16 protein-coding genes, 1 pseudogene and 1 riboswitch are annotated in these 16,573 nt (G+C 33.2%); of the genes and pseudogenes, 16 read left to right on the top strand and 1 reads right to left on the bottom strand.

What is annotated here, in order from left to right:
• The first annotated feature begins 198 nt into the window (after positions 1–198).
• The 6 genes from FEU33_RS13250 (at position 199) to FEU33_RS13225 (ending at position 5,206) form a co-directional block, all read left to right on the top strand.
• Positions 199–2,175, top strand: coding sequence for a DUF262 domain-containing protein (locus FEU33_RS13250; protein ID WP_146549815.1), 1,977 nt, complete (start codon positions 199–201; stop codon positions 2,173–2,175).
• Between the two features lie 328 nt (positions 2,176–2,503).
• Positions 2,504–2,800 carry a hypothetical protein gene (locus FEU33_RS13245; protein WP_222433426.1) on the top strand — a complete coding sequence of 99 codons (297 nt, stop codon included), beginning with the start codon at positions 2,504–2,506 and terminating at the stop codon, positions 2,798–2,800.
• Positions 2,801–2,945: 145 nt separating this feature from the next.
• Positions 2,946–3,698: an EcsC family protein gene (locus FEU33_RS13240; protein ID WP_146549814.1), complete on the top strand. Its 753-nt coding sequence runs from the start codon at positions 2,946–2,948 to the stop codon at positions 3,696–3,698.
• A gap of 209 nt (positions 3,699–3,907) precedes the next feature.
• A complete protein-coding gene (locus tag FEU33_RS19425; RefSeq protein WP_425328601.1) occupies positions 3,908–4,246 on the top strand; it encodes a DUF5050 domain-containing protein in 339 nt (112 codons plus the stop codon).
• A gap of 394 nt (positions 4,247–4,640) precedes the next feature.
• Complete coding sequence (locus FEU33_RS13230) at positions 4,641–4,943, top strand: type II toxin-antitoxin system RelB/DinJ family antitoxin (protein ID WP_222433425.1); 303 nt, start codon at positions 4,641–4,643, stop codon at positions 4,941–4,943.
• Positions 4,943–5,206, top strand: a complete 264-nt coding sequence (locus FEU33_RS13225) for a type II toxin-antitoxin system RelE/ParE family toxin (protein ID WP_222433424.1) — start codon at positions 4,943–4,945, stop codon at positions 5,204–5,206. The genes FEU33_RS13230 and FEU33_RS13225 overlap by 1 nt, the downstream gene beginning before the upstream one ends.
• Before the next feature lie 222 nt (positions 5,207–5,428).
• Here the strand turns inward: FEU33_RS13225 and FEU33_RS13220 are convergent, their stop codons facing one another.
• Positions 5,429–5,599, bottom strand: coding sequence for an SMI1/KNR4 family protein (locus FEU33_RS13220; RefSeq protein WP_146549812.1), 171 nt, complete (start codon positions 5,597–5,599; stop codon positions 5,429–5,431).
• Positions 5,600–5,965: 366 nt separating this feature from the next.
• Here FEU33_RS13220 and FEU33_RS13215 point away from each other — a divergent pair, with 366 nt between their 5' ends.
• The 10 genes and pseudogenes from FEU33_RS13215 (at position 5,966) to hypB (ending at position 16,484) form a co-directional block, all read left to right on the top strand.
• Positions 5,966–8,749 (top strand): dynamin family protein, encoded by a 2,784-nt coding sequence (locus FEU33_RS13215; protein ID WP_146549811.1) that lies wholly within the window; start codon positions 5,966–5,968, stop codon positions 8,747–8,749.
• 408 nt (positions 8,750–9,157) lie between these two features.
• Positions 9,158–9,361, top strand: a complete 204-nt coding sequence (locus tag FEU33_RS13210) for a helix-turn-helix transcriptional regulator (RefSeq protein ID WP_146549810.1) — start codon at positions 9,158–9,160, stop codon at positions 9,359–9,361.
• Between the two features lie 14 nt (positions 9,362–9,375).
• A complete protein-coding gene (locus FEU33_RS13205; protein ID WP_146549809.1) occupies positions 9,376–9,783 on the top strand; it encodes a DUF2178 domain-containing protein in 408 nt (135 codons plus the stop codon).
• Between the two features lie 419 nt (positions 9,784–10,202).
• A complete protein-coding gene (locus FEU33_RS13200; RefSeq protein WP_146549808.1) occupies positions 10,203–10,559 on the top strand; it encodes a hypothetical protein in 357 nt (118 codons plus the stop codon).
• Positions 10,560–10,834: 275 nt separating this feature from the next.
• Positions 10,835–11,140, top strand: a complete 306-nt coding sequence (locus FEU33_RS13195; RefSeq protein WP_146549807.1) for a type II toxin-antitoxin system RelB/DinJ family antitoxin — start codon at positions 10,835–10,837, stop codon at positions 11,138–11,140.
• Complete coding sequence (locus tag FEU33_RS13190) at positions 11,137–11,463, top strand: type II toxin-antitoxin system RelE/ParE family toxin (RefSeq protein WP_146549806.1); 327 nt, start codon at positions 11,137–11,139, stop codon at positions 11,461–11,463. The genes FEU33_RS13195 and FEU33_RS13190 overlap by 4 nt, the downstream gene beginning before the upstream one ends.
• 420 nt (positions 11,464–11,883) lie before the next feature.
• Positions 11,884–11,991: riboswitch (SAM riboswitch) on the top strand.
• Positions 11,992–12,106: 115 nt separating this feature from the next.
• Positions 12,107–13,393 carry an O-acetylhomoserine aminocarboxypropyltransferase/cysteine synthase family protein gene (locus FEU33_RS13185; protein WP_146549805.1) on the top strand — a complete coding sequence of 429 codons (1,287 nt, stop codon included), beginning with the start codon at positions 12,107–12,109 and terminating at the stop codon, positions 13,391–13,393.
• Between the two features lie 351 nt (positions 13,394–13,744).
• A complete protein-coding gene (locus tag FEU33_RS13180; protein WP_146550003.1) occupies positions 13,745–14,728 on the top strand; it encodes a tRNA-dihydrouridine synthase in 984 nt (327 codons plus the stop codon).
• An 834-nt stretch (positions 14,729–15,562) separates the two neighbouring features.
• A complete protein-coding gene (locus tag FEU33_RS13175) occupies positions 15,563–15,832 on the top strand; it encodes a hydrogenase maturation nickel metallochaperone HypA/HybF (RefSeq protein WP_244951026.1) in 270 nt (89 codons plus the stop codon).
• Positions 15,829–16,484 (top strand): annotated as a pseudogene (hypB, locus tag FEU33_RS13170) (hydrogenase nickel incorporation protein HypB). Before FEU33_RS13175 ends, hypB begins: the two are co-directional and overlap by 4 nt.
• The last annotated feature ends 89 nt before the right edge of the window (positions 16,485–16,573 follow it).

Here is a 16,573-nt window from a genome sequence, read left to right as displayed (position 1 = left end):
GAAAAGTTAATACCTGTTAATATAATGATTATCGGGATAAAAAAGCAGGTACTCACGAACGATATAGATAGGATTTAGTAATTACAAGTTGAAGTCAGAGTAAGGATTCCAATATAACTAGTGCAACTAACTACATCAATTTTAAATTGGTGGTTATTGCTGATTAGAAATACGTGTTAAAAAAAGGGGAATTATTTGGTGAAAGCAAATGAAACAAACTTACAAGAGATAATAGAAGGTTCTAAACAATATATTATACCAATGTTTCAGAGGACATATAGTTGGGAGCTCAAGCAGTGGCAAACTTTATGGGAGGATTTAATGGAGTTAGTAGACGATAATGATTACGAAAATCATTTCATTGGTTCCATCGTATCAATTCCTGTAAATGCCAATCCAACGGGGGTGCAACAGTTTTTGACTATTGATGGTCAACAGCGTCTGACCACTCTACTTATTTTGATGTCCGCTTTACGCGATAGAGCAAAAGAACATGGGAACGATGAGTTATCTAGCGAAATACACGAAACAATGTTGGTGAATAGATTTAAAAAAGGAGAAGAATTTTTTAAGCTACTTCCTACTCAAGTGGATAAAGAGGTTTTTAAAAAAATTATCAAAAATGAAAATTTGCAAGAATTTGCTGATTTTAATCTTGTGAAGGCATATGACTTCTTTATAAAGCAACTATCTAAGACTCAAATTGAACTTGAAAAATTTAAGAATGTAGTTTTACATAGTCTATCCATTGTAAGTATTGTTTTATCGACAGATGATAACCCCTACCTAGTATTTGAGAGCTTAAATGCAAAAGGACAGCCTTTAACAGAGGCAGACTTAATTCGAAATTATTTATTCATGAGAATACATCCTGATGAACAAGAAGAAATGTATAAAGGTTATTGGCTCCCAATGCAAAATAATCTTCAAGGGCATTTAACAGAATTTATTAGACATTATTTAATAGGTATCAATTTAAATGTTAAGAAAAAAGATGTTTATGTGAAGTTAAAAGAACAAGCTGATAAATTGGATGTCGTAGAATATTTAAAAAAGCTCTCTATTTTTGCAAGTTATTATGATAAATTATTACACCCCCAAAAAGAATCACATATTAGTATACGAACGTATCTAGAACGTATTTTAAAAATTGAAGCAACTACAGCCTATCCATTTTTACTATATATTTATAATGATTATGATCGTGGAAAGTATTCCGTTGATCAGTTTTGTTCGATATTAGCAATTATTGATAATTTTCTAGTTCGCCGTTTTGTATGTTCTATTGATTCAAAATCGTTAAATAAACTCTTTGGATCTTTGTATAATCAGCTCAAATCATATAATGCAGAAGAATCAATTAAACAACTAAAAATGTTCTTACAAGTGCGTGGTTATCCAAAAGATTCAGAAGTAGAACAGGATTTGGCTAAGATAGCTTTATACGGACAAGGAGATAAACGGGATAAATGTAAATTTATTTTATCCGTTTTAGAAGAAGGCTTTGGACATAAGGAAAAAGTCAATTTGGAAGATACAACTATTGAACATATTATGCCTCAAACGTTAAATGATTATTGGCGTGATGAATTAGGAGCAAATGCTGAACAAACACATGAAACTCTATTGCATGTAATTGGTAATCTCACACTAACATCTTATAATAGTCAACTTTCTAATGAGCCATTCTTAACTAAAAAGAAATACTATGAAAAAAGTAATATTGAGTTAAATAAACAAATTGCTCAAAATGACAAGTGGAATGAACAGGCCATTCGAAATAGAACATTAAAAATGACGAAACATTTCTTAAAAGTATGGCCGTATTTTGGATTAGATAACATTGTTAATAATGACGTAACAGGAAGTTCACCACGCTTATTATCCATAAATAATCAACATTTTAAAGTAAAAACCTGGCGAGAGGTACTGGAGTATTCACTTATGTACTTATATAAAAAGAATCAAAAGTACTATTCAAAATTATTGAAAACCCATTCATCCATGTTATCGGTCGAAAAAACAAATAATATGCGTTCTCCAAAGCAACTTGAAAATGGTCATTATGTTGAGATGAATTTAAGTGCAAAATCAATCAATGCATTTTGCATAAAATCATTTAATGAAGCGGGTTATTCGCTTGAGCAATGGCATGTAGAGGTAGAGGTTAAATAAATTAAGGTACAAACTATTGGTCGTATGGTTGATGTTAATATAAATCCATTGAAAACGACCTATTGATGGCATATTCAAGGGTTGTATTTATTTTAGAATAGAGATGTAGGTCAGAAATTTAGGTGTTATGATTCTATTAAACTTATCATGTAGGAAAAAAGATTAAAACAAAATCAGAGTAACAATTTTTAAAAGATGAACTGAAATGATTAGTGGGTTTATTCAAGATATGCAGTTGTCCATTTCAAACTTGATGGAAGGATTAGGTAATGCTAATATAAATATCGATTTGCTTATTGGCAATGTGGTCTAGGCGCTTCAAAATGTAGTGAAAAATATCACATCACATTGGCAAGCCAGTGCTACACTTGAAAAAATAAGAGATAATCTGAAAATACGCTACGCTCAAATGTTTGATATGTACACTGGACATATTAATGGTTTTTCTTTGCCGATTCAATTTTATGCTTCTAGTCCAAATTCCTCTTTGGACAAACGGATTCAAAATGAGGCTCATACAGCCTTTACTTTTTCTAATATTGAACAGGCAATTATTGATGAAGATATAATCATGCCGCTAAATGGAACTTTTGCTGGCTATAAATATGCCATGCCAGGATTTTAGTAAATGAAATGCCAATTGAACTCATCGCGACAACATTAATCGAAAGAGAAATATGGGGAGATTCAATTTTCAAGGGTGATTTCTTATATTCCATAAATTATGATGTATAATTATTAACAACAAATATTTAGACGAGGGCGATAGCATGGCTAATCTATTTGATGGTGTGGGAAAAATAGCGAATAATATCAGTGATAAACTTAAAAGTAATTTAGATAATGCAGTAAACATTACGCAAGAAAAAATGTTGCAAACTTTGGACTGGGCATATGAAAAAACTCTAACTGGTTTGCCGGGTCAAAAAAATATTCAAGAATTAGTCGAAGATTATCTTTCAAAGTATGACAAAGAGACTGCAATCAATAAACTGATTAACTTTCAAATAACCAAAGCAGCAACTTCTGGATTTATAACTGGTTTTGGTGGTGTCATCACTATGCCAGTCTCCATACCGGCAAATGTAACAACAGTAATATTATTTCAAATGCGTATGATTGCAGCTATTGCTTTGATTAGAGGATATGATTTAAAAAGCGATCAAGTTCAAACATTTGTCTACGCTACACTCGCAGGAAGTTCAGTTTCAGATATCATGAAAAAGACCGGTATTGTTATTGGAAATAAAATGTTGTTGGGCGTTGTGAAGAAAGTTCCTGGAAAAACACTAACTAAAATTAACCAGGCTGTTGGGTTTAGACTAGTTACTAAGTTTGGAACCAAGGGAGCTATTAACTTGGGGAAAGCTGTCCCATTTGCTGGAGCCATTGTTGGTGGAACATTCGATACTGTTACGACAAGAACTATTGCTAAATTGGCAAAGAAAACTTTTACAGAAGTTGGAATTGATATTGGTGATGGAACAATAATCAATAAAGATGAATTAGATGTTATTGAATAAATTACTAAGCCTTCAAGTTAATTTTGTGGGCTTTTTTGATGCAAAGAAAAGCTATATAACGGATGGATTTATTATAACTGTAATGATGCTATATAAGATCAAAACTGATGGTACAAAAAATAAAGTTGGTATAACTAGAATGGTTAGATCCTTTTTGTACATCAGGAGAATGGATCTATTATATAGGTTTAAATAAAGGAATTTGTAAGGTGAAAACTAATGGCAAAGGAAATAAATGCATTAAGAAAGCCAAAAATCTTCAATCATGTCAAATATCAAATGGCTGGATATATTACAAAACATCTAGTAGTACAGTATGTAAAGTAAAAACTAATGGAACAAAAAATAAAAAGATTATTTCTAATGTTTTAGCTTATAATGTCAATAATGGCTGGATTTATTACTCTAGACATGATAAAGGTTTTTATAAAACAAAAATTAATGGAACTTCAAAAAAGAAAATATCCAAAATGAACCCTTCGATAATTAATATTCTAGGCGATTCAATTTATTTTATTAATAACGTAAATCGTATATGGTATCAGTAGGTGATGGAGAAAACCCCTACTCATGGAATTTCACTCTATAGCTGGCACACTAAAGCATTGGAACAAGTTAGAGTACCAGAAAATCCAATTGTGATTTAATTTATCGCTTATATTTTTCGTTATTGCTCATTTTATCGCTTGAAAAACGAGCAATAAATTTGGGGATGTTGCCAGATACCGAAACAATTGTATTTTAGCTGTAAAAGCTACTAGCAATTAATTAGATTTGCGGGAATGTCTTAAGCAATATAATGGACCAGCTAAGTCTAAGGTTGAGCGATTTTTGGATGAAGTGTTGCCGAGAGATATATGATTCTAAAAGGTAATTGTATTGCTGATGTGCTTACAAATATGTATAATGTAATTAGATAATTTTTGAAAGGAGCACAAAATTATGGCAAAAACTGCAAATCTTTATGCTCGAATTGAACCTGATGTAAAAGAACAGGCAGAGAATATCCTTAACGCACTTGGTATATCAGCATCTAATGCCATCAATATGTTTTATAAACAAATTATTCTTCAAAGAGGTATTCCGTTTGATTTGAAAATGCCAGCACTAAAAGCTTTAGACGCTTCCTCTTTAACTGAAGAAGAAATGAATAGAGAACTTGAAAAAGGCTATGTGGATATGTTGGAAGGAAAAACCGAGAGTGCAAAAGCTGCGTTTGCTGACATTCGCAAGGACTATCGTTGATGAGTTTTGAAGTAAAAGTAACCGAACAAACGGATAACGATTTACGGGGGATTTTCGAATATATTGCTTTTGAATTAAAGTCTCCTGGCAATGCCGCGGGTCAACTTGATCGACTTGAAAAAGGAATATTGAGTCTAGAGGAATTTCCAGAACGCTTCCCTCAATGTCAAAAGGAACCATGGACATCTCGCGGACTAAGATTTATGCCAGTTGATCATTATTTGGCTTGCTTTATAGTCAATATTCCAGCAAAATCTAGTTAATGTGATTCGTGTCATGTATGGTGGTCGAGATTTAGAGCATGAGTTAAACGAAAAAACAAAATATTAATGGTAACAGCTATTTAGGCACTTTGAAATGAAGGTGTCTTTTTTCGTGCTTAAAAATAGCAGGTGAAGTTCTAGGGTAGATAAAAGTGTTAGGTATTGAAACAATTCTAGTTTAATAATTGAGACTTCAATTGTGTGGGTACCTGGCACTTTTATTTATATGAGCATTATTCGAACGAAAGTATCAGAAAAAAATACCGAGTCTAGCGCTCTATAGTCTTTCGGTAAGCCAATGCCAAAAAATTTTTCAGCCCTTTTAATATCGGATTCTTTTAGCGTTTTTAATTTATATGTATCATCAGGTTTATTCACCCAAACTTCAACCATAAAATTTCCTCTTTTTTTAAAATTATCTAGTAATAGCAAATATATTATACTATGAAATTTTTATGTACTCTCTCTACAACGAGCAAATATAACATATTCAATAAAAAGGAACCCTACACGGAATGTTACAACTTCATGTGAAATATTATATTCGTATCAAGTTATTAGGACCATCTAATGCTATTTTACAAATGAAAGGAAATTGAAAATAAACTGAAACTTTTTTCATTAGAATCCAATCTTACTTAAAAAATGAAAGAAAAATGAAATTTCCCTCAAAAAATTATTAGTTAAACTAAAAATATAATATAAAAAATGTTGATACATGGAGAAAAATGTATAATTCAAGATATAGTGGGGAAAAATATGAGTTTAGAAAAACAACTAATAGAAAAGATATATTATCAAACATTCCTAATGGAAAATGAAACACAGCCACCTCTTCAAGTACTTGGAGAAGCTTATTTTAACGAAGAAAAAAGTGAGATTTCCGATGGATCTTCTATTCGTTTTGCACAAGGCGAATTTTATTATCACTATCAAGATTTTGAATCAGCTATTTTTAAATGGGAGAAAGTCAATAATGAATTAACACCATGGGCACAAAAGAATATTGCAGATGCTAACGTAGAACTTAACCAATTATCAGCAGCTGAAAAAGTTTATACTTCTATTGCTACTGACAACGAAATACTAATGATTGAAATTAAACTGCAATTACTTTCTCTTTATATCGAGCAAAATAAACTCGATTCAGCTTTCGCTGTTATTAAAGAAGCAGTTTCTTTAAATCCCGATTATCCAAATGTGACATCAATAGCTCGAGCCTTTTATGAAGAACAGCAAGATTTTGACAGTGCCGTTGAGCTTGCCGTAAATGAGTTAATTCGAACAGAATCTATTTCATGGTTCGAGGTTCTAAAAGAATATATCGATAAAGGATATACTAAAAATATTTCACCAGACTATTTTTATACTGTATTAGTTACATTAAATAATGTTGATCAAGTACAATTCACGCAAATGGTTTCATCACTTTGGCACAGCTATAAAAATGAACAAAATTACTTACAATGGCTTACAACAATAGATGAATTTTTCTTACATATTGAAATACAATCGTCTGATATATGGGATGAAATTTCTTATCTTTATGAAGAAACGTACTTTGAATTAATTCAAGGTCAATATATGTTGAAAGAATTACATGAGATTATTCCAAACCTTTTAACAAATTGGTTAAAGATAGTCAATCCATCTCATTCTGTATTTCCATCTGCAGCAGTATTAGCATGGGATGAAATTTTCCCTTCCAAAATTGATGCAGCAGATGTACAACATGCAGAAAATCTCATGTCATATTCTGCCAAGTTCGAAGACGGTTTAGAATATAGTTTACATCTTTTCGAATCTATTACAAAGTGGGCACAAAGAAATGATTTAGAAATAGGCCATCGATTTAGATGGTTAGTTAACGAGCTTGCAGATTTAAGAACAAATCGCCTTTTAATTACTGGAACTTCAGGAAACGGAAAAACTTCATTTATTAACTCGATAATGGGAGAAAATATATTAGAAAACTCAATCTCAAATGTAGTTGTCTTCAAAAATGATACGCATACAGAAATTAATGCGATAACAGATTCAGCGATTACAACGACGGAGAACTTCTCTGATTTCCATAATATGATGTCTCTAGACCGCCAAACAACTGGCAATCTGGCATGTATTGAACTTAAATTACCATCTAGATATCTAAGTAAAAATAAACTTACATTCGTTGTAACGCCTAGCTTTAATAGGAACAATGACACTAGAGATGAGACCTTCGAATATTTAAATTCTGTAGACGAATTATTATTTGTATTAAATGCGGATTCACCTTTTACTGACAAAGAACGTGATATTCTATTAAGTATTTCAGAACATACACCAAATCTACCAATTCATTTCTTATTGAATAAAATTGATAACATTTACAGTGAAGCAGAGGTGGAAAGAGTCATACATGACACGCAAGCAAGAATAAACACATATTTCCCGCAAGCGAAAATTTTCCCATACTCTTCTCTATATACAAACAGTCTACAGCTAAACGATTTAACTGAGTTTATTCATTTTAACTATAACCACAAAAATATTGATGTAAAGCGTACTGAAAAGCTATTGTTTTTCATTCGAAAAACAATTACGCATCTTTTGGATAAACGCGTCGAGATGGAAAAAACCATGGTGGATTCTATTAATTGGAATGAAGATATGTTAGTTAAATTAAACGGGTTTATTCATAACCTTACTGATTTTGAAGATGAAAAAGTCCAGATCATTACAGAATCATATCGGACAATGAAAAACGCTATCGCTAATGATCTTGCAGAACATATTCCAAAACTATTGCAGGATTGTTCTGAATTAATTAGTGAAGAAAGTGATTTCGGGCACATTGATATGGAACTAAATACAGCGATGAACGAAAGAGTTCAATCATATTTAGAACAAACTGTGTTACCGAATCTTGCTCGCTCTATGAAAAACTGGATTGCAACTTCTAATAACGAGTTCCTTCAAAGTCAATCGTACTTAGAAGAAATCAGTGAAGGACTTAATTATTTATATGGAGAAAATCGAATACAGTTAGAAGGGGACTTTAAAGTGCTTGATGACTGGCGTAGAGATACCGATCGAATGACAACTAGTGTACAACTGGAAGAGGTAAATATTTTACGCCGATTTATACCAGCACAATTTTTACTGAAAAGTGCCGGTAGATTATTTGGAGTTCTTCCTAGAAATAATACTTTTGTTTATAACAAATACAAACAGTATTTAGAAAATGAAGATTATACTGATGTAACTACTACTATTATGAACAAATTTTTCTTGCAGTTTGAGCTATTTGAAAACGCACTAGAGCGGGATCTTAATATGTTCTTCAGAAATCCATTTGACGCGTTGGAACAAGCTGTAGAAAACACTCATTCAGAAATACAAGAAAAACAAGATACACTGCAAAAAATGAAATCAAATCCTGAAGTATATCATGATTCGATAACGCTCTTTGAATTGAGATTACGTCAATGTGAAGTCATCTTAACTATAGGTGAGGGCCATTCTTATTCAGCTGTATCGTTAGAAACAAACATAGAATAAACAAAGCAACTCCAAAATTAACAAGAAAAGTTAACTTTGGAGTTGCTTTTTTGTTTGCTTACTTGATTGATCAACCTTTAATACATCATCTACTTCAAAATCGAATTCAGTAAAAGGAACATCCCCATTATCTAAAACTTTCGTATTTTTAGTCTCTTATATTTCACTTTTGCAGAGTGCTTTTGCCAGGTACCGAAATAATTTTCAATGAAAAGATTCATCCAGTAAATACTCCTCCAACTGGATACGGTATATAGGTGATTAATTGGCAAAATGGTGATCCTACTATTGGGGCGATTACTTATAAGCAGGGATTTTGGTATATAAAAGGTAAAGTTTACTTGACGTTCTAAGCACAAATGGTATGATTAATGTAAAGTTAACTTTACTTTTTGAAGGAGGTACCTAATGAAAAATAATATATCTCAACTTAGAAAAAAACATAGTATGACACAAAAGGAATTAGCAGATTTACTTAAAGTATCTAGGCAAACAATTATTTCTTTAGAAAGAGGAAAATATAATCCTTCCATTCTTTTAGCGTACCAAATTTCAAAGTTATTCAATAAAACCATCGAAGAGGTCTTTGTTTTTGAAGAAGAATCTAATTAAAAGGGGACATAATTATGAAAAAATCAGGGATCAATTTAATTTGGAATAGCATCGTTTTTCTAATAGGTATACTTGTAGTAGTAATATATTTTATGAAAGGATCATCAAATGATTTGTTGCTAAGTTTAGGATCCGGTTTTTTAGGTGTAGCATTAGTAAGACTATATCAAGGAATTAGAATAAAAAATAATAAAGATTATGCAAAACAAGTTGCTATCAAGAATGAGGACGAACGAAATCAATTTATTTCAACTAAGTCACGAGCAGAAGCATTTGGATTAGGATTAACCGTAGAAGCAATAATAGCCATAGCTTATATATTTGGCAACGAGAGTAATATAGCTGAAATAATTGGTATTCTAATTTGTATTCAGCTCATCGTTTATTTAATTCTTTACATGGTCAATAATAAAAAATATTAACTAAAAACCTTTAGTTATATGAACTAACAAAATTATAAAAAATATAGTAAATATGCTAAAATATTCTTAACTTAATAAGCCAATCAGAACAACCTAGGGCACTGAATTTACGTGGTAATCGCGTTTATTTGGTGCTCCTTTTTTATTTATCCAAGAGAAAATTAGAAATAATTGAGCGAAATATCCTAATGTTAGATATAATGTAGTCAAAAAGTCGTATTCTATTTTAATTAGTTAAAGAAGGGGAGAAGAAGTTTTGAAGGAAGTAAATACTGATAGACGAGTTTTTAATAGTAATTGTTTTCACTTTAGTTCTAATAATCATATCTTTAATTCTAGGAATAGTTAACTCGATTTTTAAATTTGAATCTATTTTTGACTATAATTTAATAGGCACTTTTTCAACATTTATGGGAGCGTTGTTAGGAGCAGGGATAACTGGTGGTATAGCTAATAAGGTCGCAAAAATTCAAATTGAAAAACAACAAGAATTATTTCGAAAAGAAAAAGAAATTGAAAATCATTACATGGCAGAGAAAGAAGAGAAAAAGAGCATTCAAAATCATTTCAATCAAATATTAATTTTAGAAAAGATTGAGATAGAGTTAATTAGAATTATGCAAGAAACTGCCAAGGTGAATGAACAAGCAAAAATAAATGTAATGCCTAATAATTATTTTCAAACAGTTTCATATATAAAAAAAGCTAAAGATAATTATTGGAAAGCGAGCAAGTCGGAGCGGAAATCAACGAATCACCCTATTTTTATGGATTAAATTGGATAATCAACACGTCTGATAAATTAAGACTTAAATTGTGTAGATGCTTGGGACTTTTGTTAAAAAGATGTTATTCGTCGTGCGTACCATGAAGGAGTGCTTATTTTTATAATTTGGGCTTACTAAAGAAATAACAAAATTGCCATGAGGGCATCCTGCTTACTTAGGTGGGATGCTTTTTGTATCCTGAATTGTAAATTTATAATAATAATATTTTATATGATTGCAATTCGCATGCTAAACGCATACGATAGTGTCAGGAGGCGATTATTATGGCAAGAACATCAAATGTATTTGCACGAGTTGAACCAGAAGTAAAGGAGCAGGCTGAGGCCGTCCTCAATCAGCTCGGCATACCTATGTCAAATGCAGTCGGCATGTTTTTAAGACAGGTCGTTTTACAAAGAGGAATTCCTTTTGAAGTGAAACTTCCATCAGAAGCACCGCTGGCTTATGGTTCTCTGACAAAAGAACAATTCAATGCGGAAATAAATAAAGGAATGGCCGATATAGAAAATGGCAGAGTTTATTCAGCTGATGAAATCGAAGCAGAAATGCGAAAGGATTATGGTGTATGAGTTTTAAAATTCAATACACCGAGACGGCTCGCAGAGATTTAAGGAATGTATATGTGTATATCGCATACAATCTCCTTGTTCCGGATATCGCAACGGGTCAGGTTCAGAAAATTATGAGAGAAATTCGTAAGTTAGATGGTATGCCAATGCGTTTCAAACTTTATGAGGACGAACCGTGGCACAGCAAAGGACTGCGTTTCTTTTCTGTGAACAACTATCTGGTATTCTATTTGCCAAAGGAACAGGAGAATACTGTTTATATTATCCGTATTATATACAGTGGTCGTGATGTTAAGAAACAGCTTGATGAAACAGATATATAAATATATCAAAAGGAACAGGTAAATTGTAAGGTATGTCTGATAAGAAGAAAATATGAATTGAATGTTAGAGAGAACATCAATAGATTTAAGAACAATGGGAGAAGCAAAACGTTGTCTAAAAGTAGGAAAGAAAATTAAGGGGAATCGTTTAATCATTTGGAAATTATATAAGAAATAAGAAAATCTTATTTTTTATAATTTCTCCATTATACGGGTGAATAGTTCCTCTAAATAGAGAGAAAGGAGGGGGAAACAACTGCCCGTAAAAGCCCAATAGTTTCAGCTAAATAGCCGTGAGAAAGAAGAAAACCACAATAGTTGGAAGTTTCACTTTATCAATCATTCATATAATCATACTAAAATACTAAGTTTTCTTTGACATAGGCTTTTTTTGATGGTAATATGAAGTCAATTAAATAAATCTTATCAAGAGTGGTGGAGGGATAGGCCCGATGAAACCCGACAACCAGCACAGATTCAACGTGTATGGTGTTAATTCCCACAGATTAAAAGTCTGAGAGATAAGAAAGTGAAGCCGAGCGGTAAAGCCTTTTTCTTATCTTTTAAGAAAGAGGCTTTTTAGTTTCCTCAAAATAAGATTCTATTTAATCCAAATTTAATTGATTGAAGAGGAGCGATTTTAATGAGCGAAGAAGTAAGAAAATTCAGTTTTGAAACATTGCAAGTACATGCAGGACAAGTACCAGATCCTACAACAGGTTCACGTGCTGTACCTATTTATCAAACAACCTCTTATGTGTTTAAAGATGCGGATGAAGCGGCTGATTTCTTCCAACTTAAGAAACCAGGTAATGTGTATGGACGTATTATGAATCCAACGCAAGATGTGTTTGAAAAACGTATCGCAGAACTAGAAGGAGGAACTGCAGCACTAGCAACAGCTTCAGGTGCATCAGCCATTCTTTACTCCATCTTAAACGTTGCGAATGCTGGAGATAATATCGTTGCAGCCAGCACATTATATGGTGGTACATATGAATTATTCCATGTTACTTTAGCGAAAATTGGGATTACAGTTAAATTTGTTGATCCAGATGATCCGGAAAACTTCCGAAAAGCGATTGATGATAATACAAAAGCTCTTTATGGTGAAACACTTGGAAATCCGAAAATCAATGTGCTTGATATAGAAGCGGTAGCGAATATTGCACATGAAAATAAGATTCCGTTGATTATCGATAATACATTTGCAACACCATATTTGATTCGCCCATTTGAATTTGGTGCAGATGTAGTGGTCCATTCTGCGACTAAATTCATCGGAGGACACGGAACGACCTTAGGTGGAGTACTTGTCGACGGTGGTAAATTTGACTGGCGTGCAAGTGGTAAATTCCCTGATTTCACTACACCTGATGAAAGCTATAACGGCTTAGTGTATGCTGATCTTGGCGAAGTTGCTTATGCGCTTAAAGCACGAGTACAATTACTTCGAAATACAGGAGCGACTCTTAGTCCACAAAATGCTTTCTACCTTCTTCAAGGGCTAGAATCTCTATCATTGCGAGTAGAACGTCATGTTGAAAATGCACGTAAAGTAGTGGATTTCTTAGTCAAACATCCAAAAGTTACTTGGGTTAATTATCCTGAACTTGAAGATAGCAAATATAAAAAATTAGCAAATAAATATCTACCGAAGGGTGTTGGCTCTATTTTCACATTTGGAATTGAGGGTGGAGTAGAGGCAGGAAAACGTTTCATTAACAACGTAAAATTGTTCTCTCTACTTGCTAATGTAGGAGATTCTAAATCATTAGTCATTCATCCAGCTAGTACAACACATGCTGAATTATCACCTGAAGCTCAATTAGAGGCAGGAATTACTCCTGACTTGATCCGTTTATCTATTGGGGTAGAAAATATTGATGATATCATTTGGGATTTAGAGCAAGCACTTGCGAAAGCGTAATAGTATTAGTTAGAATATTCGATTAAAAATAGTAATGCTTTATTTTGGAAGTACAGAATAAAGTATTACTATTTTTTGTGTTGTAGCAGAATACATAATAATAAAAAAGTAGGTGAAATAGTGAAAAATCTATTCCATCTGCTTTTTTGTTTATAAAAATACCATTTAGGATCGATTTTCGTTAAAATAAACATGACCGATTTTCATAAATTATAAATAGCTAAATGTAATTGTTGTATGATGAACAGTTGCTAAATGTGCTATAAGTGTAAAAAAAGTGATATATTCGGCTTTATATTTTTTAATCGAGAGTATGAAGTTGTATCCATATGAGAGGATTTGAGTTTGAAAATGATTGATAATTTTTGGCGTGATTTACCACGGCCATTTTTTGTACTTGCGCCAATGGAAGATGTGACGGATGTTGTTTTTCGCCATGTAGTAAGTAAAGCAGGTAGACCGGATGTATTTTTTACAGAGTTTACAAACACGGATAGCTATTGTCATCCTGAGGGAAAGATCAGTGTTCGTGGTCGTTTGTTGTTTACAGAAGATGAACAGCCGATGGTGGCACATATCTGGGGGGATAAGCCCGAATATTTTCGACAAATGAGTATTGGGATGAAAGAGCTAGGATTTAAAGGCATCGATATTAATATGGGCTGTCCCGTACCAAATGTGGTATCGAGAGGGAAAGGCAGTGGCCTTATTCTGCGTCCGGACGTTGCGGCAGAACTTATTGAAGCAGCAAAAGCGGGTGGACTGCCTGTCAGCGTGAAAACACGACTTGGCTATAAGGATGTAAATGAGTGGGAGGAGTGGCTAACGCATATTTTAAAACAGGACATCGCGAATCTTTCTATTCATTTACGTACAAGAAAGGAAATGAGCCAAGTAGAGGCGCACTGGGAGCTGATTCCAGAAATCAAGAGATTACGTGATCGTGTGGCACCCAATACGCTACTAACCATCAACGGAGATATTCCCGATCGTGAAACAGGACTGAAGCTTGTTCGTCAATATGGTGTAGATGGAGTTATGATTGGGCGCGGAATTTTTAAAAATCCGTTTGCCTTTGAAAAAGAGCCAAAAGAGCATAGTAGTATGGAATATCTCGATCTTCTAAGATTGCACCTTGATCTTCATGACAACTATTTAGAAGAACTGCCACGTCCAATCACTGGACTTCATCGTTTTTTCAAAATATATGTCAAAGAATTTCCTAGGGCAAGTACATTAAGAAATCAATTGATGAACACAAAGTCAACGGATGAAGTGCGTCAATTACTCGATCATTTTGAATGTGGATGGGACGGAGACAGTGAAATGAGGTAATGCTTAAAAGTTAGAGGGAAAATGAATCATATCAACTCATGTGTGGCATGGTTGGAATTACAATAAACATAAAAAGCACAAAAATGTTGTTGCGACGACATTCTTGTGCTTTTTTAGTTAGCAGTCGTTAGTAAAAATAATGTTAAATTTTCTGGAGAGAGCTCCATCCTCAACCTAACGATTGGCAATTTGCGATCCATAAATAAAATAGCCAACTTACAAATTCGCAATCTGTGGGAAATTACTTCCAATTTGTAGGAAATGCCCTCGGGTGTTTGAAAAAGAACTGTGGCATATTAGAGGATTCCGAAAGATGCCGGTAGTAAAAGTGATGTCAATAAAAACGTGAAGTGATTTAGCGTTATTTCAAATAGATTAAAATAACAGTAAATCAATTCGGCTCGCTCTAGCCGTGAAGAGTGCTGTTCACTACTGGTAAGAAAAAAATAATTAAAAGATGTAACAGTGAGCAAAGAGCCGATCCTTTGGAAAAGGTCATATTTTGAAAAAGATAAAATGGAATTACATTTAAATGCCTTTCATTAGTTTACCTGAACTGATGGGAGGCCTTTTTTTCGTTCTATGAATAAAAATCTCTATGGCTGTGTTGATGGTTAACAATGCTGAATCTTCTTTACTCCCATGTCCCTTAAAGCAGTTCATGAGGGCTATGTTGCAAAGTGTTCTATTTAATAAATCCACGCATAAACATTGAAGATAGATAATAACAGAAGGTGTGTTAAGGATGCACGAGATGTCACTTGTGTTGGAGATAATTAAAATAGTTTCTGAAGATCTAGATCACATGGTTTTAGCAAAGTAGATAAAATAGATGTGGTTGTTGGTGATTTATCAAATGTATTGCCTGATGCTCTAGAGTTAGCCTTTTTCTATTTTCAAAAACAAGGGTTAGGTATTCTTGATGAAAATACGGAATTAGAGATTATACGTGAAGCAGCTAAAGCACAATGTCAAACGTGTCTGTTTGACTTTATACCAGACTATAGATTGGCAATGTGTCCAAAGTGCGGATTACCAAATGGCTTACTCATTTCTGGTGAAACCTTTAGGGTTCAATCATACGAAGGATGTGATGAACGATGAAAATCAAGTTACAAGAAGATGTGTTAAAAGATCAAAACTTGGCTGCTGCGTTCAATAGAGAAACATTCCAAAAAAACCATACGCTTGTCATTAACTTAATGAGTTCTCCAGGAGCGGGTAAAACGTCTTTACTGGAGAAGACGGTTAAAGCTTTAATGAATGAGTTTCATATAGCTGTGATCGAAGGTGATTTAGCAACAGAGAGGGATGCAGAAAGATTACGTTCACTAGGAATCGAGACAGTTCAAATCAACACAGGAGGTGGCTGTCACCTTGATGCAAGGATGATTGCAAAAACTTACCAGAATTCAAACTAAATGCCATTGATATTCTCTTTATTGAAAACATTGGGAACTTAGTGTGCCCGTCTGGTTATGATTTAGGACAAGATAAAGTGTTCGTTTTAAGTGTTCCTGAAGGCAACGATAAGATGCCAAAATATCCTGTCATGTTTAGACGTACAGATATAACCATCATAAATAAAATTGACCTCCTTCCCTATGTGTCTTTCGATTTAAAAGAAGCACAGATAAATTTAAAAGAAATTAATCCACAAGCGCAATTAATAGCACTATCCGCCAAAATGGGTGAAGGAATGGAAGAATGGATTAATTGGATAAAGGATGCACATCGTCAATGTATAAAACCATAAAAGTGATCATGGGAGGAAAGATATAGGGAGTTAGGTTTCGTCTATTTATCTGCGCTCTTTCAAAAAAATATCACCTCAATGGAACGGTT

The sequence above is a fragment of the Rummeliibacillus suwonensis genome (genome assembly GCF_007896435.1).
GTDB lineage: Bacteria > Bacillota > Bacilli > Bacillales_A > Planococcaceae > Rummeliibacillus > Rummeliibacillus suwonensis.
This window is presented reverse-complemented; position numbering and strand designations above follow the sequence as displayed.

Coding starts and splice junctions, on each gene's coding strand:
- FEU33_RS13240 (WP_146549814.1), top strand. CDS start 2,946: ATGGCTAATCTATTTGATGGTGTGGGAAAAATAGCGAATAATATCAGT.
- FEU33_RS13230 (WP_222433425.1), top strand. CDS start 4,641: ATGGCAAAAACTGCAAATCTTTATGCTCGAATTGAACCTGATGTAAAA.
- FEU33_RS13225 (WP_222433424.1), top strand. CDS start 4,943: ATGAGTTTTGAAGTAAAAGTAACCGAACAAACGGATAACGATTTACGG.
- FEU33_RS13220 (WP_146549812.1), bottom strand. CDS start 5,599: ATGGTTGAAGTTTGGGTGAATAAACCTGATGATACATATAAATTAAAA.
- FEU33_RS13215 (WP_146549811.1), top strand. CDS start 5,966: ATGAGTTTAGAAAAACAACTAATAGAAAAGATATATTATCAAACATTC.
- FEU33_RS13210 (WP_146549810.1), top strand. CDS start 9,158: ATGAAAAATAATATATCTCAACTTAGAAAAAAACATAGTATGACACAA.
- FEU33_RS13205 (WP_146549809.1), top strand. CDS start 9,376: ATGAAAAAATCAGGGATCAATTTAATTTGGAATAGCATCGTTTTTCTA.
- FEU33_RS13195 (WP_146549807.1), top strand. CDS start 10,835: ATGGCAAGAACATCAAATGTATTTGCACGAGTTGAACCAGAAGTAAAG.
- FEU33_RS13190 (WP_146549806.1), top strand. CDS start 11,137: ATGAGTTTTAAAATTCAATACACCGAGACGGCTCGCAGAGATTTAAGG.
- FEU33_RS13185 (WP_146549805.1), top strand. CDS start 12,107: ATGAGCGAAGAAGTAAGAAAATTCAGTTTTGAAACATTGCAAGTACAT.
- FEU33_RS13180 (WP_146550003.1), top strand. CDS start 13,745: ATGATTGATAATTTTTGGCGTGATTTACCACGGCCATTTTTTGTACTT.